General features: G+C 51.4%; 24 protein-coding genes. 15 read left to right on the plus strand and 9 right to left on the minus strand.

The features are described from left to right. Nucleotides 1–63: 63 nt before the first annotated feature. The 3 genes from FH603_RS18505 to FH603_RS18515 form a co-directional block, all read right to left on the minus strand. Nucleotides 64–894 (minus strand): transglutaminase family protein, encoded by an 831-nt coding sequence (locus tag FH603_RS18505; RefSeq protein WP_186739128.1) that lies wholly within the window; start codon nt 892–894, stop codon nt 64–66. 96 nt (nt 895–990) lie between these two features. Continuing rightward, complete coding sequence (locus FH603_RS18510; protein ID WP_186739130.1) at nt 991–1,725, minus strand: proteasome-type protease; 735 nt, start codon at nt 1,723–1,725, stop codon at nt 991–993. Nucleotides 1,726–1,855: 130 nt separating this feature from the next. After that, on the minus strand, nt 1,856–4,342 hold the full coding sequence (locus tag FH603_RS18515) for a DUF11 domain-containing protein (protein ID WP_186739131.1): 2,487 nt from the start codon (nt 4,340–4,342) through the stop codon (nt 1,856–1,858). 315 nt (nt 4,343–4,657) lie between these two features. Here FH603_RS18515 and FH603_RS18520 point away from each other — a divergent pair, with 315 nt between their 5' ends. Beyond that, nucleotides 4,658–5,152 carry a hypothetical protein gene (locus tag FH603_RS18520; RefSeq protein WP_080241076.1) on the plus strand — a complete coding sequence of 165 codons (495 nt, stop codon included), beginning with the start codon at nt 4,658–4,660 and terminating at the stop codon, nt 5,150–5,152. 66 nt (nt 5,153–5,218) lie between these two features. On the opposite strand, the gene FH603_RS18525 is transcribed toward FH603_RS18520, so the two are convergent. Continuing rightward, complete coding sequence (locus FH603_RS18525) at nt 5,219–7,693, minus strand: S9 family peptidase (RefSeq protein WP_235985448.1); 2,475 nt, start codon at nt 7,691–7,693, stop codon at nt 5,219–5,221. 300 nt (nt 7,694–7,993) lie between these two features. Between FH603_RS18525 and FH603_RS18530 the strand changes: the two genes are divergently transcribed. The 3 genes from FH603_RS18530 to FH603_RS18540 all read left to right on the plus strand — a co-directional run bounded on the left by FH603_RS18530 (nt 7,994) and on the right by FH603_RS18540 (nt 9,924). Next, complete coding sequence (locus tag FH603_RS18530) at nt 7,994–8,281, plus strand: YciI family protein (protein ID WP_186739133.1); 288 nt, start codon at nt 7,994–7,996, stop codon at nt 8,279–8,281. A gap of 95 nt (nt 8,282–8,376) precedes the next feature. After that, complete coding sequence (gene hxpB, locus FH603_RS18535) at nt 8,377–9,093, plus strand: hexitol phosphatase HxpB (protein ID WP_186739135.1); 717 nt, start codon at nt 8,377–8,379, stop codon at nt 9,091–9,093. A gap of 12 nt (nt 9,094–9,105) precedes the next feature. Then, a complete protein-coding gene (locus FH603_RS18540; RefSeq protein ID WP_186739137.1) occupies nt 9,106–9,924 on the plus strand; it encodes a PhzF family phenazine biosynthesis protein in 819 nt (272 codons plus the stop codon). Nucleotides 9,925–9,967: 43 nt separating this feature from the next. Here FH603_RS18540 and FH603_RS18545 read toward each other — a convergent pair whose 3' ends face one another. Further along, nucleotides 9,968–10,390, minus strand: coding sequence for a DoxX family protein (locus tag FH603_RS18545; protein ID WP_186739139.1), 423 nt, complete (start codon nt 10,388–10,390; stop codon nt 9,968–9,970). Between the two features lie 267 nt (nt 10,391–10,657). On the opposite strand from FH603_RS18545, the gene FH603_RS18550 reads away from it, so the two are divergent. From FH603_RS18550 to FH603_RS18565, 4 genes are all read left to right on the plus strand, one after another. Then, nucleotides 10,658–11,110 carry a GNAT family N-acetyltransferase gene (locus FH603_RS18550; protein WP_186739141.1) on the plus strand — a complete coding sequence of 151 codons (453 nt, stop codon included), beginning with the start codon at nt 10,658–10,660 and terminating at the stop codon, nt 11,108–11,110. A 36-nt stretch (nt 11,111–11,146) separates the two neighbouring features. Next, nucleotides 11,147–12,298, plus strand: coding sequence for a radical SAM family heme chaperone HemW (gene hemW, locus FH603_RS18555; protein WP_186739142.1), 1,152 nt, complete (start codon nt 11,147–11,149; stop codon nt 12,296–12,298). 92 nt (nt 12,299–12,390) lie between these two features. Further along, a complete protein-coding gene (gene mtgA / locus FH603_RS18560; RefSeq protein ID WP_186739143.1) occupies nt 12,391–13,227 on the plus strand; it encodes a monofunctional biosynthetic peptidoglycan transglycosylase in 837 nt (278 codons plus the stop codon). 99 nt (nt 13,228–13,326) lie between these two features. After that, nucleotides 13,327–14,313 carry a YihY/virulence factor BrkB family protein gene (locus FH603_RS18565; RefSeq protein WP_186739145.1) on the plus strand — a complete coding sequence of 329 codons (987 nt, stop codon included), beginning with the start codon at nt 13,327–13,329 and terminating at the stop codon, nt 14,311–14,313. 20 nt (nt 14,314–14,333) lie between these two features. Here the strand turns inward: FH603_RS18565 and FH603_RS18570 are convergent, their stop codons facing one another. Both FH603_RS18570 and FH603_RS18575 read right to left on the minus strand, forming a co-directional pair. After that, nucleotides 14,334–15,605, minus strand: a complete 1,272-nt coding sequence (locus tag FH603_RS18570; protein ID WP_186739147.1) for a replication-associated recombination protein A — start codon at nt 15,603–15,605, stop codon at nt 14,334–14,336. A 49-nt stretch (nt 15,606–15,654) separates the two neighbouring features. Beyond that, nucleotides 15,655–17,286 (minus strand): amidohydrolase, encoded by a 1,632-nt coding sequence (locus FH603_RS18575; RefSeq protein WP_186739149.1) that lies wholly within the window; start codon nt 17,284–17,286, stop codon nt 15,655–15,657. A gap of 106 nt (nt 17,287–17,392) precedes the next feature. On the opposite strand from FH603_RS18575, the gene FH603_RS18580 reads away from it, so the two are divergent. The 3 genes from FH603_RS18580 to FH603_RS18590 all read left to right on the plus strand — a co-directional run bounded on the left by FH603_RS18580 (nt 17,393) and on the right by FH603_RS18590 (nt 19,867). Beyond that, nucleotides 17,393–18,781 carry a TolC family protein gene (locus tag FH603_RS18580; RefSeq protein WP_186739150.1) on the plus strand — a complete coding sequence of 463 codons (1,389 nt, stop codon included), beginning with the start codon at nt 17,393–17,395 and terminating at the stop codon, nt 18,779–18,781. Nucleotides 18,782–18,865: 84 nt separating this feature from the next. Next, nucleotides 18,866–19,075 carry a DUF2188 domain-containing protein gene (locus FH603_RS18585; protein WP_186739152.1) on the plus strand — a complete coding sequence of 70 codons (210 nt, stop codon included), beginning with the start codon at nt 18,866–18,868 and terminating at the stop codon, nt 19,073–19,075. 87 nt (nt 19,076–19,162) lie between these two features. Then, nucleotides 19,163–19,867 carry a DUF421 domain-containing protein gene (locus FH603_RS18590; RefSeq protein WP_186739153.1) on the plus strand — a complete coding sequence of 235 codons (705 nt, stop codon included), beginning with the start codon at nt 19,163–19,165 and terminating at the stop codon, nt 19,865–19,867. A gap of 44 nt (nt 19,868–19,911) precedes the next feature. Here FH603_RS18590 and FH603_RS18595 read toward each other — a convergent pair whose 3' ends face one another. Next, a complete protein-coding gene (locus tag FH603_RS18595; RefSeq protein ID WP_186739155.1) occupies nt 19,912–21,009 on the minus strand; it encodes a DNA topoisomerase IB in 1,098 nt (365 codons plus the stop codon). Nucleotides 21,010–21,107: 98 nt separating this feature from the next. Further along, the gene (locus FH603_RS18600; protein ID WP_317171267.1) at nt 21,108–21,782 is read right to left on the minus strand and encodes a DUF6962 family protein; all 675 of its coding nucleotides are present in this window, start codon (nt 21,780–21,782) and stop codon (nt 21,108–21,110) included. Nucleotides 21,783–21,879: 97 nt separating this feature from the next. On the opposite strand from FH603_RS18600, the gene sucD reads away from it, so the two are divergent. From sucD to FH603_RS18620, 4 genes are all read left to right on the plus strand, one after another. After that, nucleotides 21,880–22,755, plus strand: coding sequence for a succinate--CoA ligase subunit alpha (gene sucD / locus FH603_RS18605; RefSeq protein WP_186739156.1), 876 nt, complete (start codon nt 21,880–21,882; stop codon nt 22,753–22,755). Between the two features lie 124 nt (nt 22,756–22,879). Then, complete coding sequence (locus tag FH603_RS18610) at nt 22,880–24,013, plus strand: DUF4271 domain-containing protein (RefSeq protein ID WP_235985446.1); 1,134 nt, start codon at nt 22,880–22,882, stop codon at nt 24,011–24,013. Nucleotides 24,014–24,123: 110 nt separating this feature from the next. Further along, the gene (locus FH603_RS18615; RefSeq protein ID WP_186739160.1) at nt 24,124–24,909 is read left to right on the plus strand and encodes a uroporphyrinogen-III synthase; all 786 of its coding nucleotides are present in this window, start codon (nt 24,124–24,126) and stop codon (nt 24,907–24,909) included. Nucleotides 24,910–25,105: 196 nt separating this feature from the next. Beyond that, nucleotides 25,106–26,083 (plus strand): PorP/SprF family type IX secretion system membrane protein, encoded by a 978-nt coding sequence (locus tag FH603_RS18620; RefSeq protein WP_186739162.1) that lies wholly within the window; start codon nt 25,106–25,108, stop codon nt 26,081–26,083. The last annotated feature ends 197 nt before the right edge of the window (nt 26,084–26,280 follow it).

Below are 26,280 nucleotides of genomic sequence, written 5' to 3' on the forward strand. Positions count from 1 at the left end.
GGTCAGAAAATGGAAAATTTGCCGGTTGAGTTCACAAACGGCCGCTCCTTATCCCGACGTATATTACAGAAACGTCAAGTCAGACCGGAGTGTCGAGGTGGCACGACCGCTGTAGGTTCCGCTGATAGGAGCCGCCAGTTCTGGTTTGGCGGTGGAGGTTAGAAAGATATGCCGGTTTACAACGACAGACCCTTCTGTTGGGTCGAAGCCGCGCCAGCCGGCACCGGGTAAATAAACCTCTGCCCAAGCATGGAGCTGGTGTTCCTGCTGCGGGTTTCCAAGTAGATAGCCACTAACGAAGCGGGCTGCAATGCCTAAACTCCGACAGGCAGCAATGAATAATGTGGTGTAGTCACGACAGGAGCCCTTACAAAGCGTCAGGGTTTGCTCGGGAGGAAAAGGCGCTCCTAATTCGCGCACTTCGTAGGTAAACTCCCGGATGGTCTGGTTCAGCGCCATTAAAAAAGCCGTCGTTTGCCAGTCGGCTCCAAGGGCAATTTCCTCTGCCCATTTTCTTACTTTCTCCGATACACCAACCTGCTGTAAGTAAGGTTGTAACAGATCTTCTACCGACTTAGGGTAGTGAAATGGCACCCGCTGTGTATCAAAAGGAAACAGGACAAAATCGAATGAGTTGAACTCATCGGACTGGAGTTCCATCTCTGCCGTCACGCTCAGATGCCGGGTGGGGTGGTTGAAGTAGACCAGTTGCTGCACGTTGCCTTCCACATCGATATTGCGAACAATACGGGATGGCAGGGGGTCGATGGTCAGTTCATACGCCAGAAGCCGCTGATAGGGATAAGCCCGCGGATACAAATACAGGGTTTGCGGACCAAGCGCAACCGGGTAGTTGTACGTGTATTCGGATTCGTGCCGAACGTGGAGGTGCATAGTAGGATGGTAAATGATGAATGATAAACGATGAATAAGTTAACGCGTAAGCATTCATCGCTTATCATTCATCATTCGTTTGGGTTGTAATGTCCATTAAACCCGGCTTTTGACTTTGTCAAAAATTGGGTCCATCCAGTAGGTTGGTAATTTACGGACTGAGTTGCTCAACAGAGCGCTCCACTGGTGAGATACCTCGTCCATATCTTCCTTTTCGAGTCGGTATTCGGTCATATGGAAGCTGTCTTTGGGATACACAACAACATCCAGCGGGTAATCTACGTCATTAGCGCTAACGCGGGTGGCATCGAACGCCAGGAAGCCAATCTTGAGCGCTTCCTGTAAACTGGTTTCGTACGAAAGGTTGCGGAACAGCAGCGGTTTGCCATAACCGGAGTTTCCGATAATCTTGAAGGGCGATCCCTGATCGACCTCTACCCAGTTACCCTCGGGGTAGAGCATATACAGTTTGTGTTCTTCGTCGTCTTCCAGTTGCCCGCCAACAATAGCGTTCAGGTTAAAATGCATTCCACCGGCTATAATCGAGGCTTTATCTTCCTGCGCTACCCGTTTCACCTGTTCGCCGAACGCATTGACGGCTTTATAAAGCTTGTTGAAGGAGCGGTCGCGTTCAGCTAGTACTTCATTGAAATAAGTAATTGCTTTGTCACGCACGGAGCGCAGGCCCGATGTCATGATGAACAGGGAGTGATTTTCGACTTCATGAACCGACATTTTTCGGTTCGATGACACTTCCGTACCTGAAGTCAGGCGCCTATCGGCGATAGCAACCAACCCTGACGCGACTTTGATACCTAAACAATATGTCATTCTTAACAGTGGGAAAGCAGAGTGTATGCCCAACAAATATACAGGTTACCCCCGTTTTTGTTCGGTTTGTACGCCTGTTTTCTTAAAAAGCCTTTGGTTGATGACCTTCTGGCCAGGCAAACTGGCTCTGTCAGGGTGTTAAAATCCGCAAATCCGTTTGGGCTTCGTCGTCTTCACCCTTATCTGTTCCGTTGTTGACGGTGGAGTCCGGATCAGGCTGATCTGAAGCACTGATCTGGGCTTCATTCGTGACTGAGCCACTGGCTGTTGCCCTGGCTGTAAACGTTAGCGTTGTCCTGGAGCCGGGCGCTAGCAAAAGAATGGAGCCGCTTACGATTTGTCCAGTGGCATTCATTCCCGAGCCTGAAATAAATTGTAATCCGGCGGGTAAGCTGTTGCGCACCCCAACATTAGTGGCGGGTAAGCTGCCAACATTTGAGACAGTCAGTGTAAACGTAACGACCTGGCCTATGCGTAACGTGCGTTGGTCGCTTAGCATAGTCAGACTCAGGTCGGCTTTATCCGGGGTGGGGTCAGGCTGGTTGTCCTGCACAGGGGGCAACGGTGTTTGGTTCGGGTTGGGCGATACATAAAAGCCCGGAGTACCCGTCCCTTTCGTGCGAAGGTCAGCCATGGCCGCATCGTCCTGCCCATCTCCGGTGCCTGACCCCGGCTGGCTATCGGGATCGGGGTTGGTAGCCACGGCGAGTTCGGCCGCGTTCTGGTAAACAGCCGATGCCGTCAGACGGGCAACATACCGACGGCTGACCAGCCCGCCGGCAGGAACAGCGGCTACTGTGCCGCTTACGATACCATTGGCAACCGCCAGACCATCGGCCGATGATACAAAGGTCAGGTTATCGGGCAGGCGGTTGCGCATGGTTACGGCACCGGCGTCGCAGCTACTCTCATTGCGTACCATCAGGGTAAATGTGATCGTATCGCCAACGACAGGTGTGCGTCGGCTAACGCGCATCGACAGAGACAAGTCGGCACCGGCTAAACTGATCGTTTTAGAAACCGCATCCGAGAGGCATCCATATACGGCATTCTGGGCCTGGAGAGTGTACGTGCCGGGTGAAGTAACGGTAATCGAAGGTGTTGTTGCCCCAGTGCTCCACTTGTTCAGGTCCGGATTGCTGGAGGTTAGCGTCAGGCCGGTGGATCGGCAGATTTCCAGCGCCCCCCCCGCCGTGGTAAGCGTTGGAGTCGCTGGACGTACGGTGGCAGGAACCGTTATCGCTGGCGGGAAAAACTGTTGATTCTGTCCATTGCGAATCCGGGCTGAATAGGTGCCTGCACCAACGGTCAGGTTTCGGTTCGTGCTGCCGGTATTCCAGTTGTAAGCATATCCATCTGGTTGTGTAAGCTGGAGCTGATTGTTATTTGTACAGGCAATACTGGCTAATGGCTGCGTCTGGGCCATGTAAGGCGTAATAGACTGGAGATACTCATTGGTAATGGCGTTGGCCCATCGCTCGGCCGCTTTGGCCTGACCGGAAGGCGAATAGTGAATACCATCGGGCCGGTCGTCGAGCGCCGTGATGTTGTCGAGATCAGGGCCCGGATAAGTACGGTAGTTCGGGTTACGAGCTACCTGATACTGCGCCGACCGTACATTATCGAAAGGCCCGCTAACGAAGGAAGAAAGCGCAATGATCCAGGCCAGATCCGGCTTGTTGAATTCCTGTTTTACCTTGTCGATCACCCCATAGTGATGCATTAGGATCTGGTCGGTAGGGTTGCCCCGGTCGTTTTCACCGTGGTTGAGCAGCATGGCCCGGATGCCTGTTGACGGCACATACAGGTTCATAATATTACGCGTGTTGACAAACGGCATCCGAATAGAATAGTTGACAAAACCATGCTCGAACGGAATGTCGTAGGCTGCCTTATAATTATGTTCCATGTTGGTCCCACCGAAACCTGCATTATAAATCAGGACCGGGACGTTGATCCGCTGGACCAGAAGGTCTCCCATGCGTCCCCAAAACCAGGACACTTTGGCAAAAGGTGAGATGCCGCTGAATGTCATCAACTGGCTGAAGGCGAGACCGGGAATGTATTTTGTATCGGCGGTCAACTCATACTGGTAAAATTCGGGCGTACCGGTAACCAGGCCTACCACCGTAACGCGGTCGTCGGCGGCCCCTTCCATGGTTGGACACTTATCGACCCCGTTGATGACGCAACTGGACCCCTGGGCGTTGGAGTGGCCCATGATGGCGAAGACCTCACCCACACCAAAGCGAGATACACTGTCGGTGGCAACGACCTGCCCATTACGCATTCCCCGTACTTCTATCCGATACCAGCCTCCCCGGGTTACCACCGTTCCATTGAACTGGCCGTTGGTGGGGTTGGCTTGTAACGTTGCCCAGTTGGTGCTGGTACCCTGGCTGGCCACGCGGGCTACCATACGCGCTTCAACAGCATCCAGTGGTTGGGCATAGCTGCCGGCAATCTGCACAGTTGCCTGATTATCATTGCTACGCTGAATGACCATCCGGTTTACCGGGTAGGTAACATCGATTTGGGCAACCGTTTCAAGTGGGCACAGATAGGTGATGGCAGAGATACTTACCAGCAACGCGAATGTTCGTAAACGTAAAGTCATGTTGGATAAAGTAGATAAAGTCAGTAGGTTTTAGTGACCTTATGGCACTAATTTATGCTTTTTTTAAACCTATTCGTTTATCTAATCCTAAAAATATGGTGGTGCCTACATTATTCATTCTGCGGGCTACCCGTACCTGGATGAGCCTTACCAATATGAATCGCGTGTGGTAGCTTAAAGCGGATCGATCATCGGGGGTTCTGGGCTGAGTTCAGCAGGGTAGGCGGGCAGAATTCGGGCAGAATCGTTTGTTTTTGGTATTGGTTTGTTTTACTTTGTCCATAAGAAGGTGTTCAACCCCTTCGCCATAGCGCAATGAACTTTGACGACGAGGACGACGACGATAACTTCATGGACTGGGATGGCTTCGATGAGGATTACGACCCGCAGGAGGCCCGTGCAGAAATGGAAGCTGAGAACCGGCGAATCAAAAATCTGCCCATACTGCGCAAAGCTAATGAGCTTATGGAATTGACGCAGGCAATTGTCGAGACCATCAATAAGGAAGAAGATGTGCTGATGATGCATGAGCAGATGCTCGCCAATGCCATGATGCTGGCTCCCAAAATTGTTGGAGCAGAGGGAGGGGATTTGTACACGCTGCGGATGGAGAACGCTGTCATCATTAAAATGCATGCCCGCGAACTGCTCGCCCAAACCTCCTACTGCAAAGCCGAAAAACTGGCGCAGACGGCCTATTTAAATGTTCTGCGCGAAGAAATTGAGCAGTTCCGGCTTCTATTTGTGGAATGGGTCAATAACTTCGATAAAGACAATGATGCGCCCGATGACTGGGGGCTCTTTTATTAACTATATCATTTCCGAAGGGAACAAAAAACGGCTATTTCGTAGCCGTTTTTTGTTCCCTTCGCCCGTTTACAGGCGTTCGTCAAATAGTTTCAGAATCCGTTTGTACTCGTCCATCCAGCTGGTGGGTTCTACGAAGCCGTGGTCTTCAACGGGATAAAGTGCCATCTCCCAATTCTCTTTTTTGAGTTCAATAAGCCGTTGCGATAGCCGGATAGCGTCCTGCACGTGCACGTTTACGTCGACAATGCCATGGCAGATGAGCAAGTGGCCTTTCAAACCCTCGGCGAAGTTGATGGGTGATGAACGTCTGTAAGCCAGAGAATCTGCCTGAGGTTCGTTCAGGATACTGGCCGTATAGGGATGGTTGTAGGCCGCCCAGTCGGTGACGGGTCGCAGGGCAGCTCCGGCCTTGAACACGTCTGGTGTCGTAAACATGGCCATCAGCGTGATAAAGCCGCCATACGACCCACCATAGATACCAATTCGTTTTGCGTCTACACCCTGCGTCTGCACGAGCCACTTTGCCGCATCGACATGGTCGTCGAGGTCCTTGCCACCCATGTGCCGGTAAATGCCCGTACGCCATTCGCTGCCGTAGCCTGCACTGGCCCGGTAATCGATATCGAGAACCGTGTAGCCTTTGTCGACCAGTAGATTATGGAACATATACTCCCTGAAGTACTGACTCCACCATTTATGCGCATTCTGTAGATACCCGGCCCCGTGGACAAACACCACGCTTTTTCCGGTGCCGCCACTGGTCGGTTTGTAGAGCCGGGCGTAGATGGTTTGCCCATCACGGGCGGGAATGGTAACCAGGGCTGGTTCGCGCCAGGGGTAAGCCTTGAAGGCGTCTGTCTGGGAACTGGTCAGTTTTACGGGCGTGCTACCAGTTGAGGAGACAGACACGGCGGAGGATGACCGTTTTTTTACTGCCCTGGATTCTACACTGAGTGGGGCGACGTATAATTCCCATGGCTGGTTGCTCGACGAATACCGGATAGCCATCTGGGTTTCATCGGGTGATAGGGTTACATCATTCGCGCCGGTCATCGATGTTAACCGGATCCGTTCACCACCGCTGGCGGCCATCCGGTAAAAATGCTGTTCGCCGGGATGAACTTCATTGGTTTGTAAAAAGAACTGAGTTTTGTCGCTCGACAACTGAACCTGCTGCACTTCAAATTTGCCACTCGTCAACGCTTTCCGTTCTCCGGTTGACACATTCACAGTGTATAGATGGGCGTATCCGGTAGCTTCAGACTGAAACCAAAGCGTTTGCTGATCGGCCAGAAAACCCATGCTGCCCGGTGCGTTGGTGGAGCCGATCCCCGGCCCGCCAATCCAGGCGTCGTTGTGTTGCCGATCCAGAACGGTAAGGGCCAGCGTTTCAGGATCGAGCCGGCAAATCCACCGGTCTTTGTTATCCAAAGACCTCACCACGACAACGCCAAGCTTGCTATCTGCCGACCAGACCGGACCGCTAACGACAACCGAACGTGTTTTCTTCGTTGTATCCGGTTTGGCTGTACTACTTGTCTTTAGATAGTCCGGCTTATCTGAGATGCCTGGCAGCGTTTTCAGACTGACTGCCCGAACGGTATCCCGGGCAATGTCATACACGAAGAACTCATGGGTTGGCAAGGGAGCCCCGACTTTGATACGGGCCGATAGCTCTTCTGTGTAACCTGACTCGGTCACGTAGTTTGGCACCTGCGCTATTTTAGCATTGGTAGGGCTTTTGGTCAGCCGATAGGTTATAAAACGACCATCGGGACTTGTCTGCGGATTGAATAACAGTTTACCGTCGAGATAAATGGGTTTAGGCCGTTTAGGACGGTCTGCTTTGCTGATACGCTCGCCTTCCTCTCTTCTGGCTTTACGTTCGGCCAGTACACTCGATAGTCGCAGTTGATCCTGTTTCAAAAACTTTTCCTCATCGGTAAGCTTCGCACCGGACGCATCTGCGTTGGCACCCGGCCGGAAATCGGTTAGTTGAGCGAGCTGGCCGGTCGACAAATGAATGCTGAACAGGTTGGAGCCGGGGCGCCGGAATACAATGCTTTGCTCGTCGCCCGCAAACAGGGCCTCCATTTCTGGCTCAACGGTATTGGTCAGTTGACGGACCTTCATCGAGGCCAGGTCCAGCAGGAACAGATCGCCCTGCCGCTCAAACAGGCGCTGGGTATGGGCGCGGTTATAAACACCGGTGGGGGCTGGCAAATTACGCCGTTCGAGCGGACTTACTTTAATGGGGGAGGAGGCTACTCGTGATTTACCCCGGCCCGTAGTAAAGGTTACTTTATAGAGCGAATCACTTTTGGCTTTTTCTGTAGCGCCCGTAGTTACCGGAGTCCAGCTAAAATACAGCGTTTTGGCATCATCGGACCAGAACGGATTGGATGGTGATGTACCAATCCAGTCTTTGGGGTCCTGCATGATCGTTTCAATAGTGAGAGAGGGCTGAGTGGTTTTGGGCGTGGGCTGGGCAAACGCCGAACTCGCTATCAGAGCTAGCGGCCAGTAAACAAAACAATTCATGAAGGGGGTATTTAAACGTAGGGAAGAACGAGCCGGAAATTAGGAAGAAAACGGCAGATCGCTTTGGTCTACGGCTGAAATATAAAGCCAGATTCGACTGTTAAACGCATCCCGGCACGTCTTCATGCAAACGTTGGCAGCTGCTTCAGTAGTCTCGTCCGTTGATCTGGACGCTGTTCCCTGACCATGGCTACGGGCTGTGCAATACCACTGGTTAAAGATGCGGAACGGAATGGTGGCCGAACGGATTTTTTTGTTGCTAAAGAAGTATCTTGTCCGACGAAACCCTAGTCTAATTCCATGCAATACGTTATCCACGCGTACGATCACACGGATGCTAACGCCCTCGACCGGCGTATGGCTGCTCGCCCGGCTCACTTCGATTATGTCCGCCAGCTGAAAGCAAATGGCCAGTTTATACTGGGCGGAGCCCTGCTCGATGCCGATGGCCAGATGATTGGTTCCATGCTGCTGCTCGATCTGGAGTCTGAAGCTCAACTGGACACTTACCTGAAAACCGATCCTTACATTGTGCAGGGAGTGTGGGATAAAATTGACGTTAAGCCCTTCCGCCGGGCTGATGTTTAGAACAGGCAAACCTGGTGGAACGAGTGGTTGGGAGTTTGAATGTATAGATGTATATACGTAGTTTCGCCCGAATCATCTGAACACCTATGCCGCTTATGCCGTATATACGGTATACAGTTACTACTTATAAATCGGCTTTGATACACGCAGCAATATTTGATATGGATGGCCTCCTGGTGGATTCTGAACCACACTGGCGGGCTGCCGAACGCGACGTTTTTGGATCGGTTGGCCTGATGCTAACCGACGACGAGTGCAAGCAGACGACAGGTTTGCCTATTCTGGATGTGGTGAATTACTGGTATGCCCGCCTGCCTTGGTCGGTGCAGGATGCATCCGGGCGGAGTAACCAGCAACTGGCCGATGCGATAACCGAGTCGGTTCATGAGCGGGTTGCTTCCCTGGCCGAGCCAATGCCGGGGGCGGTAGATGCGGTCACCTTTTTCTTCGAGCGCGGCATCCCAACGGCTATCGCATCAGCCTCGCCCATGAGCCTCATCGAAGTGGTGGTAGACCGGATTGGCATTCGGCCGCTGTTAACACTCTGGCATTCGGCTACGCTGGAGGCCCGTAATAAACCGGCACCGGATGTGTACCTGGGCACAGCCCGGAAGCTAGGGGTCGAGCCAGCCGATTGCGTTGCATTCGAGGATTCGGGTAGCGGTCTTATTTCGGCTCACTCGGCCGGGATGCGCGCTGTTGCCGTTCCCGCCGAATTTGAACGTGAAGACCCGAAATTCGATATTGCCACCTATAAAATTCCGTCGTTGACAAGCTTCAACGAGACCGTCTTTAATCTCCTAAACACCTAGCCTAAACCTTTCATGCGCCTTTATCAACTCGATGCGTTCACCGACCGGCTGTTTGCTGGCAACCCGGCTGCTGTTGTTCCGCTAACCAACTGGCTCCCCGACGAACAAATGCAACACATTGCTGCTGAGAATAATCTGGCTGAAACCGCCTTCTACGTTAAAGCTGATGAGGATGCCCAGTATCACATTCGCTGGTTCACCCCGACGGTTGAAGTCGATTTGTGTGGCCATGCGACACTGGCTACCGGGCATGTCATTTTTTATCTGGAAGAGAAGCCAGACACCGATCAGATTTATTTTACATCGCGCAGTGGCCTGCTGAAAGTTTGCCGGGGCGAAGATGGCTGGCTCACGCTCGATTTTCCTATAGATACCGTACAACGGGCGTATGTTCAGCCCCCTGCCTTACTGACTAGTTTTACTGAAAAACCACAGGTGGTATTCAAGGGTAAAACTGATTATATGCTCGTCTATGAAACACAGGAGCAGATCGAAGCACTGGTGCCTGATTTTCGGGAGATGATTACGGTGCCGGCGCGGGGTATTATTGTTACAGCTCCTGCCCGGTCAGAAGGCGATAGCCGTGATACGGCAGGTGTCGATTTTGTCTCGCGGTTTTTTGGGCCGCAGTCGGGTATCGACGAAGACCCCGTAACCGGTTCAGCTCATACAACCCTGGTGCCGTACTGGGCCGAACGGCTTGGTAAAGAGGAGCTTATCGCCAGGCAGCTTTCGGCGCGGGGTGGTTATCTGAAGTGCAAACTCAACGGAGATCGGGTCGATATTTCGGGTCAGGTGCAGCTATACCTGACCGGCGAAATTAAGGAATAAAACCTGCCCTATCCGGAGGTTCTGATAACGATTGCTTTAATGGCTACAGGCCTTCATCGATGGATGGCTTTCCGGGGCCATTGAGCAGCAGAAAAAAGCTCATGGCCAGTAGGTTGATAGCTGGAAACGTATTCTTGTACGTATCGGCAATGGCAACATGGCCCACAGCAATGGCCAGGATGAAGTTGATAGCCAGTAGCAGCGCAGCCCAGCGCGTTTTCCAGCCCAGTGCCATCAGCAGGGCACCGAAAAATTCGGTGTAGGCCGACAGCAGGGCGCTGAAGACCGGGAACGGGAACCCGAGTTCCTGTAACCAACTGGCGTAGCCCGGAATACCATCTGCCGGATGAAGAGCCGTATGACCAGCCGCATCAAACAGCTCGTAGGCAAAGGCTAGCCGAAGTAAAAATGGGGCATAATCGCGGAAGCGATCGAGCGAAGTGAGGTAACGGTTTATAGCCAGCATAAAACTTCTTGCTTTATTATTTTTAATAAGTCTAAATAGTTTTACTTTTGTACTGAACATAATGTGCAGTCAATGGAAAGTGGGTTCAACCGTACAGAAGAAACCGTCAATACAGTAATTGCCAAATTACCCGGTCAAGTCAATCCGTTTATCGGTCACGAATGTGTACTGAAATCATGTTGCAAGAAATACAAAAAGGGCAAACGCTGTAAGAAGTGCCCGGACTGATTTCTGTACGTCTGGTCTAGCCAGCGACTTTATCATCTGATGCCTATTCGTTACCAAACTTATCTGGGGCTGCCACCGGACCCCTTGCTCAGCGCGACGCTCAACTTACTGGTTGAGGTTTTTCCTGCACTGACCGAGCCGGAAATCTTAGCTGAAATAGCCTACCAACAGGTTCGGACCCCGGTACTGGCAGGGCTGGCGCTTGACGATAATCAGGTCGTTGGCTGTAAACTAGGGTATGAGCAAAAGCCCGGTCATTTCTATAGCTGGCTGGGTTGTGTTAGCCCGTCCTGCCGGGGGCAGGGCATAGCCGCAGAATTGATGCGCCAGCAACACGACTGGTGCAAAGAACAGGGCTACCATACTATTCGGACACATACCTACAATCAATGGCGCCATATGCTCGTGCTGAACATACGGTCGGGCTATGACATTATCGGAACTGTAGCGGGAAAGCGAGGTCTTACGATTGTGCTGGAGAAAACCTTATAAGGAACCCCCGGCCCGCCTTTGTTGTCCTACTGGTTCATGCACCTTTACATACATATCCCTTTTTGTAAGCAGGCCTGCCATTACTGCGATTTTCATTTCAGTACCAACCTGAGTCGAAAATCGGTACTGGTCGATGCCATTTGCGCGGAGATCATTCGCCAGAAAGAGTATCTGACTGGTTCTGTCTTACATACGATTTACTTTGGGGGCGGGACACCGTCATTATTAACTGAGCCCGAACTGGAGCAGATCTTTGCTACCATTCACCACCATTTTACTGTTTCATCCAACCCGGCTGGTGAACCGGCTGAGATAACCCTCGAAGCGAATCCCGACGACCTGACACAGGAAAAGCTGACAATGCTGCGCCGGTATGTGAACCGGTTGAGCATTGGTATCCAAACGTTCGATGAAGCTACCCTGCGCTGGATGAATCGTGCTCATACGGCCACTGAAGCCGAAACCTGCGTTCGGCTGGCGCGGGATGCTGGTTTCGAGAATATGAGCCTGGATTTGATTTATGGTATTCCAAACCGCCCGAAATCCCTGTGGGCCGCCGACCTGGCACATGTGCTGGCGCTCAACGTGCCGCATCTATCGGCTTATGCCCTAACCATCGAACCCGATACCACTTTTGGTCGCTGGGAGAAGAAGGGTAAGCTACCACCCGTAGATGAGAACCTGGCTGCCGAGCAGTTTGAAGAACTGACCAGGGCGCTTTCCTCCGCTGACTATGAGCACTACGAAATTTCTAATTTTGCCCGCCGTCGTGCGGGTGGGGGTGCTCAGTACGCTCGTCATAACACCGCCTACTGGCAACGACAGCCGTACCTCGGAATCGGTCCGAGCGCGCATTCGTATAACGGGCACAGTCGGCAATACAACATTGCCAGCAATGCACGTTATATCGCTGCCATCGAACAGGGGATCGTACCAGCGACTGTTGAGGAGTTGACCAGAGCCGATCAGGTAAACGAGTACCTGCTAACGGGGTTACGAACGATATGGGGATGCGCTGTGGCCGAACTGAATGCGTTGCTTGGTGCTGATTTTATGTATGTTCAGGCTCGCGACCTGGCAACGATGTATGCCTCGGGCTGGCTGGTACATACCGATGACCGGTTGCGCCTGACCGACGCTGGTAAACTATTTGCCGACCGGGTGGCATCTACCTTGTTCGTTGGCTGAAGGAAGGGGAACGAGTCTCCTGGGTAAGTTATTTGCCTAAGCGTGCGTTTCCACTCAGGTTCCGCTTATTTTCGCGCCACAGACCGTTTTCTATGAACCCGCAACGTCCCGTTAATTCGTTTCGCAATTTGACTCAACCGCCCCGCCCCCGGCCAAAGGCAGCGCACGGAGCGTCGCAACGATTGCAAAAGACGGGCCGCTGGCAACAGGCTCGCCGGTTCATGCGTGAGCGGCCCCTGCTGGAACGGGTTTACTGGTTCTGCGTCAAGGCATTTCTCTGGCTTTTCTTCGGATCGATCGGTTATGTTGTTGTGCTGAAATACGTACCCGTTTGGGTTACGCCCCTTATCGTGTCCCGCTGGATCGACACTATGGGTACCGACGAGAATAGTCATGTGTACAAGAAATGGCGGTCCTACGATGAGCTAAGTAAGGAAGCTGCGCTGGCTGTAGTCGCATCGGAAGATCAGGCATTTCCGACCCACTGGGGGTTTGATTTTGACGAAATTCAGGACGCTATCAAGGAAAATCAGTACCGGAAACGACCGCGCGGAGCCAGTACTATTTCGCAGCAGGTGGCTAAAAACGTGTTTCTCTGGAATGGCCGCAGTTACATCCGGAAAGGGCTGGAGGTATATTTTACGGCTTTGATCGAATTGATATGGGGCAAGAAGCGTATTCTGGAAGTATACCTGAATGTAGCCGAAACAGGTCCGATGACGTTTGGTCTTGAAGCGGCCTCGGTTCGTTATTATAAACATCCGGCGTCATCGCTCAGCCGCAGTGAAGCCGCCCGTATCGCTGCGGTTTTGCCTAACCCCCGTTTGTTCTCTATCAGCAATCCATCCAGTTATATTCAGCGCCGTACCCGTCAGATTTCCCGTCAGATGCGGGCTCTTGGTGGGCAGCGGTATATTCGGAATTTGTAATAATACCGGGCATGCGTAGTTTGGTTGACGGGTAAACAGGCAACGCAAGCCCGCTAATGGGCGTATAGGCAATACCAGGACACACACGAACTCGACGACATGAATACTATAACCCCTAAGCAGTTTTTTGCCAACACCTGGACGTTGCTGAGCGATTCGTTCAATGGCTTTATCGACGATCGCTGTTTGAAATTAAGTGCCGCCCTGGCCTATTACACCGTCTTTTCGTTGGCCCCTTTATTGGTGCTGGTGATGTCATTGATCAGTATTTTTCTGGGGCAGGAAGCCATTCAAGGACAAGTCTTCTCCCAGATCAACGGCCTGGTAGGCGATCAGGCCGCCCGGCAGATCCAGGATATGATCAAAGCGTCTGAATTATCGGGGAAGTCCAGCACCGCGTTGATAATAGGTATTGTAACACTTATCATCGGTGCCACCACCATATTTGTTGAAATTCAGGATTCTGTCAACATGATCTGGCGCGTGAAAGCGAAACCAAAACGCGGCTGGCTGAAACTGATAAAAGATCGCCTGCTGTCATCGTCCCTGGTTGTCAGTCTGGGGTTTTTGCTACTGGTTTCGTTGATTATAAACGGTCTGCTGCTGGCCTTGAGTGGTATCCTGACGCGTTATATTCCTCAAATTGGCGTAATCATTATTAGCGGTATCAACTTTTTGATTAGTACCGCCGTCATTACAACACTGTTTGCTATCATCTTCAAGGTATTGCCCGACGCTAAAATTGCCTGGAAAGATGTACGATGGGGTGCTTTTTTTACTGCACTGCTGTTTATGCTGGGCCGCTATCTGATTGGCTTGTATGTGGAAACAACAACGACCAGCTCGGCCTACGGGGCGGCCGGTTCGCTGATCGTAATTCTGGTTTGGATCTATTATACCTCAGCTATTCTTTATTTCGGTGCCGAGTTTACCCAGGCGTATGCCAATCATTTCGGCATCAAAATCGAACCGGCCGATTATGCCGTTTATGTTGAACAGACCGAACGGGAGCGGGACGTGTCTGTTATTCCAACCCAGCAGAAGATAGAAGACAGCCGGGGAACGTCGCGCAAAAAGTCTTTATAAGCCGGGTGCTGTAAAAAACGTTAGTAGCCATACCAATCGCCCCACCACTTTTCCAGGTTACGCCTTATTTCCTGTTCACGGGCATTGTGGCCAGGCTCGTAAATTTTGTGGCCTTTCAAGTCGTCGGGGAGGAAATTCTGCTGGGCGAAGTTGCCGGGGTGGGAATGAGCATATTGATACTCTTTTCCGTAGCCAATCTGTTTCATCAGTTTTGTTGGCGCGTTGCGCAAATGCAGCGGAACGGGTAGGTGAGCTGTTTTCTCCGCTAAAGCAATGGCCTCGTCAATGGCTACATAACTCGCGTTGCTCTTGGGCGATGTGGCCAGATAGACCGCCACCTGCGAGAGGATAATACGGCCTTCGGGCATCCCAATGGCACGGATTGCCTGCACCGCTTCCGAAGCCATAATCAGGGCCGTTGGATTGGCATTGCCAATATCTTCGGAAGCCATAATCAGCATACGGCGGGCAATAAATATCGGGTCCTCACCGGCTACGATCATTCGGGCCATCCAGTACAGAGATGCATTCGGGTCGGAGCCGCGCAGGGATTTGATAAAAGCCGAAATGATATCGTAATGCTGCTCGCCGGATTTGTCATAACGGGCAATATTTTGCTGCGCTACGGCCGTTACACCCTCATCGGTGATCACCAACGGGTCGGTCGATACATGAGCGGATGCTACCAGTTCCAGCAGATTGAGCAGTTTTCGCCCGTCGCCCCCGGACAGCCGAAGTAGCGCATCGTATGACTCGACCGCGATCTGCTTCGACCGTAAGAACGCATCCTGGTCGATAGCCCGATCCACCACCTGCACCAGTTCATCGCGGCTAAGTGCTTCCAGGATATAAACCTGAGAGCGGGATAATAACGCGCTGTTTACTTCGAAGGATGGATTTTCTGTTGTGGCACCAATGAGGGTAATCTGGCCTTTTTCGACGGCACCCAGCAACGCATCCTGCTGGCCTTTGTTGAAGCGGTGAATTTCGTCGATGAACACCACCGGTGGAAAAAAACCACTGGGTCGGCTTAGTACCTCGCGTATCTCTTTAACGCCTGCATTAATGGCACTCAGGGCTACAAAAGGCCGTTTAACGGCTTCTGCCAATAGCAGCGCCAGCGTGGTTTTACCTACACCCGGTGGTCCCCACAAAATCATGGATGGCAGGCGTCCGGCTTCAACCGCCCGGCGCAGGGCACCGGTAGGACCAATCAATTTATGCTGGCCGATAACATCATCGAGGGTGCGGGGACGAATCCGCTCAGGAAGGGGCGTTGAGTCTGTGTTCATTGCTTGTTCACCCACAACTAAAGTTGTGGGCTGTTATACGTTTAACCGTTCAATAAACCCGATCACCACCGATCCAGGTTTGTTTGACCTTTGTTTGTCGTAGTTGCGGGTTTGGAACGGTCATAATGTCGCGGTCGAGTACGACAAAGTCCGCTTGTTTGCCCGCCGAAATACTGCCTCGTAATTTGTCTTCAAAGTTGGCGTAGGCAGCCCAGCGGGTCATAGCCAGCAACGCTGATTTCCGATCTACCGCATTTTCCATCTGGTAACCGCCAGCCGGGAAGTTCTTGGCGTCCTGACGGGCTACGGCCGAGTGAAAGCCGAAGAGTGGATTGGGGTGCTCGACGGGGAAGTCGCTGCCAAACGCAATCAGCTTGTTCTGCTTCAGTAAATCGTTAAAGGCATAGGCTCCCTTCACCCGGACCGATCCCAGGCGTTCGGTGGCCCAGTACATATCCGAAGTGGCATGAGTGGGCTGTACCGACGGTATGATCGAATACCGGTTGAACTTCCAGACATCGTCCGGAGACACTACCTGTGCATGTTCGATGCGCCAGCGCCGGTCATTCTTTCCTTTTAGCAATTTGCCGTACAAGTCCAGCATCAAGTGATTGGCTGAGTCGCCGATACAGTGGGTATTGGCCTGGAAGTTAGAGGCATAAAGTAGTTTCGTGACACGTTCCAGTTCAGCAGGGCTAAGGAGCAGGAAACCGCCCGTGTCGGCCCGGTCTGAATACGGTTTGCGCAGGCAGGCACCCCGAGAGCCCAGGGCACCGTCGGCATAGAGTTTAAAGGCGCGAACGGTAAGCCGGTCGGTTTGGAAAGGTCCGCGTTTGAGAAAATAATTCAGGTTTGGTTCGCCCAGACTCACCATGGCGTAGTCGCGGATTTTTAACTGCCCCGCTTTTTGCAAACTGTCGATCAGGTTGATCTCGTCGGGGCTGATACCGGCGTCTGAAACGCTTGTCAGGCCGAGTGCCACGCAGGCTTTCTGGGCAGCCAGCAACATCTTGGTTTTGTCGGCGTTGTCGGGGCGGGGTAACACGCGCCGGATGAGCTGCATGGCATTGTCGACCAGCACACCGGTTGGTTGGGCGTTCGCCAGCATGACTTCACCCCCGGCTACTTTCGAAGTAGGTGTGACCTGCGCTAGCCGGAGTGCTTTGGAGTTGACCAGCAAAGCGTGGCCATCTACCCGCGTCAGGGCAACGGGTACATTCGGAAAGGCAGCGTCCAGTTTTTCTTTGGTTGGAAATGCCTCACCGGGCCAGTCGTTCTGATCCCAGCCCCGGCCGGTAAGCCAGGTCACCTGCGGATTTTTCTGGTAGAAGGTTTTAAGCCGTTCGATGACTTCATCGTACGATTCGGCACCAACCAGATCTGCCTGACTCAACACCTGGCCAAAGCCCAGAAAGTGGGCGTGGGGGTCGTATAAGCCTGGGTAAACCGGTTGACCGCCCAGGTCGGCGGTACTATCGGCATCATACAGCGCGGTAAGGCTGTCGGCTGATCCTACTGCCAGAAAAATACCGTCTTTTACAACGAAAGCACTGGCCGTGGAAAAGCTCGAATCGGCGGTGTAAACACGGGCATTTTTGACAAGAAGGTCTGCTTTCTTTTTCGACGAACAGGCAGATAGCGCGACAAATAGGGTAGAAAAAAGGAGGAGACTATATTTCATGATTAATGGTTGGGAAAGCCCGCAAGTTAAGCTAAAGTTGACAAGCCTGCTGAACAACGGCATATTCTTGTAAATTTGACCCAATAGTCGTGTTAACGTCATATCAATGAAGCTCAATAGTTGCATTCTTTTTAGTTTGCTTACCCTTCCGGTCTTTGCTCAACAACCCCAAAATGCCATTCAGCGCGTTCAGCAACGAACATTTACTATTGCTACGCTTCCTCAGCCGGGGGAAGTCTTGACGTTGCAGCAGGCTATTGCCCAGTCGACCGAAAAAAATTATCAGGTGCAGATAAACCGGTCGCAGGAGGAGATATCCCGAAATAATTACACCAAAGGAAATGCTGGTTATTTACCTGTGGTAAGCGGCAACGTTACGTCGAATGGTGGTTTGCAAAACCTTGATCAAACGTTTCTGGACGGCCTGCGTCCCCGTCAGATCATCAATGGTATTTTCAACCGGACAACGAACCTGGGCCTGAATGTGAACTACACCATTTTCAATGGGTATGGCCGGTCGGCTACTTATAATCAACTGCGCCAGTTGGTACAGATCAGCACGGTTACGACCCGTGCTAACGTTGAAGCAACCGTAGCGAGTGTGGCTACTGGCTATTTCGACGTTGTGCGGCAGTTGCAACGGCTGATTGCCTTTACGCAGGCGCTCGACATTTCGCGCGAACGGCTCGAACTGGCTCGCGCTACCTACGACGTCGGCACCCGCTCGAAAGTCGATTTTCTGAGTGCACAAGTCGATTACAACACAGACAGCGCTGCCTTGTTGTCGCAGGAGCAGCAACTCCGCAACGCCAAAGTACTCCTCAACACCCTGCTGGTGCGGGACGTGCAAACTGAATTCGCAGTGCGGGATACTATTCAGGTACGTCCTGATCTACAGCTTCCACCGTTGCAGGAATCGTTGGCTACGAACAACCCACAGTTAGTGGCGGCTGTCCTGAACCGGACGTTGGCTGACGTGAGCATAAGGCTGGCCAATGCGCAACAGTTGCCGATAGTAACGGCTCAGGCAGGTTACAACTATCAATTCATCAATAACCAGGGTGGTTTTGGTGTTCGAAACGCGCGCAACAATGGGTTGACTTATGTGTTTCAGGCTACAATCCCCATTTTTAACGGCTACAACCTGAAACGGCAGATTCAGAATGCCCGCGTTGGTACCTTGATCGCCCAGAATCAGGAGAACGATCAGCGGCTCCAGCTTCAGTCAGCGCTGGTTCAAACGTATCAGGCGTATCAAAACAGCCTGGCTTTGCTCAATCTGGAAGTTCAGAATAACAAGCTGGCCAATCAGAACGTAGACATTGCTTACGATCGGTATCGCATTGGTAATTCGACGTTTGTTGAATTTCGTGATGTGCAGCGCAATGCGATCGACGCCCAGATTCGCCTGATCGAAGCGGAATACAACGCTAAAGCGGCAGAAATTGAATTGCTTCGTCTGAGCAGCACCATCACGCAGGAGTTGGTGCAGTAAGTTACTTGAACAGTTATCTGATTAGCCAGTTGGTCAGTTATAGTACTGAATCAATGCTTAGCCAATCAATAACAGATCACTGCTATGCCCTGGACAACAAAAGACTATCCTGACTCCCTGAAGAATTTTATGGCCCCGGTTCGCAATAAGGCTATCGAAATAGCCAATGCTTTACTGGCCGACGGGAGCGACGAGAAAAAAGCCATCGCTATTGCCACCGCGCAGGCCGAAACGTGGGCGCTTAAGCGCAGTATCAAAGTCCGCAAGGACAACGCGCCGGAGAATAAAAAGTAAGTGGCGCAGAGCGGGCTACTATAGTCTGCCCTGTCTCCTCTATTGCTTTACCCTTTGTACTACCTCACTCACTCTGCTTCCTTACGTATGCCCGATCCCGTTCAGCCCTTTGATTGGGAACGAATGATTATTGACCAGTTTCCCTGGTCGTATTTAGGGGAAGTAGCTTTTCGGACGGTGTTTATGTTTGCGGTTGTACTGACGGCGCTGACCATATCGGGCAAGCGTGAAGTACGGCAACTGTCGATCTATGAGCTAGTGTTGCTGATCGGTCTGGGCTCGGCCGCTGGCGACCCCATGTTTTACCACGATGTACCGTTAAGTTCGGCGGTGGTAGTGTTTGTGGTAATGATGAGTTGTTATAAGCTCATAACCTACATCAGTGATCACAACAAAGGGGTAAGCGAGGTCATCGAAGGAAAGCCCGTGTACGTCATTGAGAACGGCTGTATCCTGATCGAAAATTTTGGCCGCGAAGATCTCACAATTGCAGAACTGTTCTCCGATATGAGGGCGGCTGGTGTGGAGCATCTGGGCCAGATTCGTGTGGCTATCCTGGAGCCGAACGGGCAACTTAGCCTCTTCAGGTTCGAGCCTGAGGGCGTAAAGGCCGGGTTACCTATTTTGCCCAAAGAGTTTGACCGGAAAATAGAAAATATCGCCGAATCCGGACGCTATGCCTGCTGTAACTGCGGCAATGTACACACCTTCGAAGCCCCCGTCAATCGGCCATTCTGCTCCCGGTGCAGTCAGTCGAGTTGGGTGAAGGCTATTCGCACGAAGCCGCAATGAAAATCTCACTGGCCAATTACTATCAGCCAGTGAGTTCGATCAGATCAAGCCAGCTCTTTCTTAGCCACCGGATTTTTCACGACCTTTTTGACTTGATCGCTCAGGAACTTCAACAGCAACTTTTCTACACCGTCCAGGCCGTGTGGACTGCTGCGCCGAAACCGCGCTTTCTGTTTGATGTAGGGGTTCAGATCCTGACATTCGTAAGCCTCCAGAATTTGCGGGTGCACGTAATGTTTTCGGCAAACTGTTCGGGTATTTCCCAGGGTATGTGATACCTCGTCCAGGACCGTGTTCACATTTTTCTTCAGTTCTTTTTCTGCGTCGCAGGGTTCCAGTTCGACCAGTAAACGCAGTGCATTGACCGTGCCAGCCCAGGTTCGGAAATCCTTGGCCGAGAAATCATCGCCCATCGTTTCTTTCAGGTAGTCGTTGACCATCCCTGAGTCAATGGAACACCGGCTACCGTCTTTATCGAAGTATTGAAATAGTTCTTTACCGGGGATGTCACGGCAGGCCTTCACCAGTTTGGTCAGGCGCTTATCGTGGAGTGTTATGTCATGATAAATGCCTTTTTTGCCTTTGAAGCTGAATCGGAGTTCAGCGCCTTCTGCTTTTACGTGTCGGTCTTTCAGGGTGGTGAGCCCATAGGAGCCGTACTCTTTCTCATAAGCTGCGTTACCTATCCGGATAAGTGTCTGCTCCATAACGCTCAGCGCAATGGCAATCACTTTTTCTCGTGTCAGCTCCCGATTTTTAAGATCCTTATCCAGCCGAGCCCTCAGCAAGGGTAACGACTCGCCGAAAGCCACCATACGAAAAAATTTCGTTTCACTCCGGATGGCGTTCCAGTTGGCGTGGTAGCGGTATTGTTTACGGTTTCTGGTATCAATACCAGTGGCCTGTAAATGACCGTTCGGTTTGGGATTGATCCAGACGCGTTCCCAGGCCGGAGGCAAAGCCATACTGCGGATGCGGGCCAGTGTTGCTTCATCATCGACTGGATCTCCATGCGCATCGATGTATTGAAACTGATCGCCAGTGAGTTGACGACTGATTCCGGGCATGCTGTCGGTCATGTAGCGCAATCGGGCTGCTTTGGCCGTTTGCACCGGGTCATGGGCTAATTCTAATAAATTCACGATCGTTGAGTTTAGCAAAAAGCGGTGCCACCTATGTCAGGATACGCCGGCCGGTTACTGAATTACCGACCGCCGGGCACTACTGTTCGCTAGCAAACTCAACGTACAGGCAGTTGGTTATCGCGATGGGCTGCTTTTCCGAAAAACCACAAAGCCAGGGCGCTCGCGTAGTGGTAAAAATCCGTTGGATGAATAAATCCGTCGAAGGCATCGGCTTTGGTGGCCAGCCCCATCATCATTGCCGCCAGCACTACCCACAAACCCCGTTTGTTGCGTTGTAGCAGCGAAAACACGGCAAGCAACATCAGCACCAGAATGCCCAGAGAAGGCACAATAGGCGTAAAGACACGGATATCGGGGAGTAGTAGACTAATAAACAGAAACAACCCGAAAATAACCGTTGACAGGAAGGTAAGCAGCGAGAGTGTGCGTTGGTTGAGCAGCGCATAAACCGCCGTCACGACACATACGACCCCCAGGCTATCGGACAAAATAATCATCGACCGGTGTAGTGGCTCAAGCAAATCATTCCCTGCATACTGGAACACGCCAATCAGCGCAGCCAGCGACGTCGTCAGCAGAAAGAACCCCCATAGCAGCCGGTTAAACAGAGAAATACGACCGAAATAATGCCAGAATACGCCTATGCCCGCCCCGACCAGAATGGAACCGGATAGAATGTGCGAAAAAATCATCACGTAATTTACGAAGATTCGGCTACTTTTGCCACCCAAAGCCGTTGGATGTTCGAGAAAAGCCGTTCGATCGCGCAACTACATCGCCTGTTGTTTTTGCTGATCTTTTGTACCTGTTATCGATCATCCATCGTTCCCGGAAACTAACTGCATTGCCAACGATTTACAAACCGTCATGTCTGTTCTAGTAAATAAAGACTCCAAAGTTATCGTCCAGGGCTTTACCGGCTCGGAGGGCAGTTTTCACGCCCAGCAGATGATCGAATACGGCACCAGCGTTGTTGGGGGCGTAACACCCGGCAAAGGGGGGCAAACGCACCTCGATCGGCCTGTTTTCAACACCGTTCAGGAAGCAGTCGATCAGGCTGGCGCCAACGTATCGATTATTTTCGTGCCACCTGCGTTCGCTGCCGACGCCATCATGGAAGCGGCTGAGGCTGGTATTGCGGTCATCATCTGCATTACAGAAGGTATTCCTACCAGCGACATGATTGCTGTCAAGCACTACCTGAGTGATAAAGAGGTCCGGCTGATTGGGCCTAACTGCCCTGGCGTTATGACGGCTGAAGAATGTAAAGTCGGGATCATGCCGGGCTTTATCTTCAAAAAAGGCACTATTGGTATTGTGTCAAAATCAGGTACCCTGACCTACGAAGCGGTCGATCAACTGACGAAAGCCGGGCTGGGTCAGAGTACGGCCATTGGTATTGGGGGCGACCCGATCATTGGTACGACCACCAAAGAAGCTGTTGAATTACTGATGAATGACCCCGATACGGAGGCCATCGTGATGATTGGTGAGATTGGTGGCGGTATGGAAGCCGAGGCTGCTAACTGGATCAAAGCAGACGGTAACCGTAAGCCGGTTGTTGGCTTTATTGCTGGTCAGACCGCGCCAAAAGGTCGCCGGATGGGTCATGCCGGTGCCATCGTTGGTGGTGCCGACGATACCGCTGCTGCCAAAATGGCGATTATGCGGGAGTGTGGTATCCACGTAGTTGAATCGCCGGCGCTTATCGGTGATACGATGCTTAAAGCACTTGGCAAATAAAAGGCCATTATCGAAAGAGCAACGAAAAGAACTACCTTTGTAAGGCCGAAATGGTAACGTTTCGGCTTTATTTATGCCTACCATTTGGATACGTTGCTGGTTGCCAGGGCTTCTTTGTTTACTATTGAGCTGGTCTGCGAATGCGCAGAGTAGCGGCAAGAATGTAGGTATAGGTCCGGAAAATCGGTATTATCCGGTCCAGAATTTTCGGGATGATTTTCAGGTGTATGATGATGCTGTAAAGGCCTACGTACCTTACATCGTTGAGCAGCATGCCGATAAAACGGCGTTAAGTGCCTATATCGACCTGGAAAGCAATCGTCATTACGTACTGCTTATTTCGACCCAGCAGGATGGCTATCTGTTCATCAATGCTGCCCTGAAGCGTAAACTATGGGCGGGCACCTGGCAGGTGTTGAGTATCGACAGCTTATACCGCGTTTACCGGCAGCCCGAACTATTTCTTACCCTTTATGGTGCGCCGGGCCTTGGCGACCGTCAGCTATTTATTGGATATCCCAAGTCGGCAACGCAGAAAACGGTTGTACTGCGCGACGATAATCTGAGTTTGCGTCCCCGCGAGTTTTCGGACTATGATAGCTTTCTGAGCGTTGGGTTACTGTTCCTGCTAGCCACACACGCTTTTTTATTCAGCCTCTACCACCGGGCCTTTTTGCGCTTTTACAGCCTGCGCGATTTGCTGTCGCTCCGTGCTCAGGAAGAGTCTTTTCTAATTAATCGACCGCTTAGCAGTACGAACATACTTTTTACGATCAACCTGAGTTTCGTACTGGCTTACCTGATTCTATTTGTACAAAGCCGTAATATAGACGTGTTTGCTTCGCGGGCGCTGCTCCTGGGAGGGCATAGGTTTGTTGCGCTGACCGGTGAGTTTTTTCTGTTGAGTGCCGTGGCGTTTCTATTTTTGATGGGCAAGTATGTACTGCTGGAAGTGCTTGGCGGACTTTATAAACTACAGGGTATTATCAACGTCCATTTTTTCAAGATACTACAGTCATCACTGCTTTTTTTTACGGGTATGACCCTGTTGCTGGCTATTGTTGCCTTCAATGGGCCGACGCTGACCTGGTCTCAGAATAGCCTGCTCATACCCCTGATCATATTTTACACGGCCCGTCTGGCTCTGCTCTATTTGGCTATTCGGAGTATGGAGCCTATCAAGAATCTTTATTTATTTTCGTACCTTTGTATCGTTGAATTGATTCCACTTATCATTGGATTGCGTTTTGCACTTTGATGAGTGAGTCTGTACGGAAGTTGCCGCTGGAAATATTCAGCACAGGTATTTTACCGAAACACAACAAAACGTACAGCCTTAAACTGACCATTGAAACGAGTACAGATTCAATGAACGATACAAGCATACAATCGGCCGAAGACCGGCTTACGAAGGTCAACCGACTTCTAATCACCCAATCCCGCCCTGCCGACGAAAAGTCTCCCTACTTTGATCTTGTCAGCAAGTACAACCTTCAAATTGACTTCCGGCCGTTTATTCAGATCGACGGCGTGTCGTTCAAGGACTTTCGTCGTCAGAAGATAAATATACTGGCTCATACGGCCATTATCTTTACAAGTCGAAATGCTATTGATCACTTCTTTCGAGTTTGCCAGGAAGGTCGTATCGAGGTTCCTGCCGACATGAAGTATTTCTGCATATCGGAGCAAACCGCTAATTACCTCCAGAAATACATTGTCATTCGGAAGCGTAAGATCTTTAACGGGACGAAGACCGCTACTGAGCTTTTCGAACTGATTAAAAAACACAAGACGGAGAAATTCCTATTTCCCTGTTCCAATATTCGGGGCAATGATATTCCGGAGTTCATGGATACCAGCAGTCTCCATCTGACGGAGGCCGTGATGTATGAAACTGTACCAACCGATCTGTCGGATTTGGCTATAGAAAGCTACGACATCATTGCATTTTTCAGTCCGTCTGGTGTTAACTCGCTGATGTCTAACTTCCCGGACTTCAAACAAAATGGAACCCGGATGGCGGCTTTCGGTCCAACCACCGCTAAGGCTGTTGCCGAAGCAGGTCTAATGCTGGATATTGAAGCACCATTACCCAACGCCCCTTCGATGACCGGAGCGCTTGAACTCTACATCAAGAAGGCCAACAATCAGTAAGGGGGTAACGTTATAAGAAGGTTGGATGCCGCTAATCGGGTATATGTGCTCGTTTAAGGCGTCCAACCTTTGTTTTTTAGTTCAATATTTCGGACGTGCAGGCGTTTAGTGTAGAGACGTTGAATCGGTTCAAGTTGTATATTGCTCTTCGCCCGGATTCGGTTAGTGGTGGTTTTCATTTTCTTGCTTTGGTAGTATGATTCGCACTGTTTACGTTTTTGCTTCATGTCTACTCCTAACCGCCTTAGGCTCAAGGGCTCTGGCGCAACAGGATCCTCAGTTCAGTCTGTATATGTACAATCCGTTGTACTATAATCCGGCGGCTGCCGGTTCGGAGGGTGTGTCGCGGATGCAGATTACGCACCGAACCCAATACCTGGGTTATCAGCCAACGATTGCCAGCGATGGAGGAGCACAAAGTACACAGCTGCTTTCGTTCAATATGCCATTGGCTAAGATCAAAAGTGGAATAGGTGTTTATGCGTTTAACGATAAATTAGGCGCAATCGTAAATCAATCCGTGCAGGTTGCTTACGCGTATCGAATGGCGCTCAAGAGTGGCACACTGGCGCTGGGTGTTCAGGCGGGGATGTACAACAGGGGTATCAACTACGGCGAATTGTTCCGCCCCGGCGAACCTGGCGACCCAGCCATCCCAACGGGACGTGTCAGCCAGGCGAGACCCGATTTTTCGGCGGGTGTCTATTATAATTCCACGGATTACTGGCTGGGGGTAAGTGTGACTCACCTCAACGCGGCTACGTATACGCTGGTGACGGACCGGTCTACCGACCCTCTCGATCGTAATATTAATCTGACGGCTGGTTATCGACTCGGTATCGGGTATGATATTGATGTACAACCATCGATTCTGGTACAGTATAGTACGGCTGGTCAGACAAAAGCGACTGCGATAACGGCTAACCTGGTTGGTACCTACGACAATCGAATCTGGGCGGGTGTTGGCTACCGGCTGGGTGATGCAATTATGGCTACGGCAGGCATCAACCTGATGCGTAACAATGCGTTACGAATTGGATACTCGCTGGACCTTGTTGCGGGCGGTACGCAAATCAAGAGTTTGACTTCCCATGAGATTCTGGTAGGCTATGCACTCCCTGCCCCCGACGCCCGGAAAAAACCAATTATCCGGACTCCCCGATTCCGGTATTAAGCAAGCACAAAGTTGAAGGATTTCAACGGAGTAGGGGTATGGTCAACATTTTGGCAACATTCTTGTTAGGCTGTTTGCAATTGGTGCCGTATTTTTGAGGAAACAGGCTATGCCAACGGTGCAGTATACCTCATAAAGTAAGCGCTCTTGTGTTGTCATGGCCATAGAATTTCAGGTTGAACCATTTGTTACATACA

It is taken from the genome of Spirosoma utsteinense, from assembly GCF_014282275.1.
GTDB lineage: Bacteria > Bacteroidota > Bacteroidia > Cytophagales > Spirosomataceae > Spirosoma > Spirosoma utsteinense.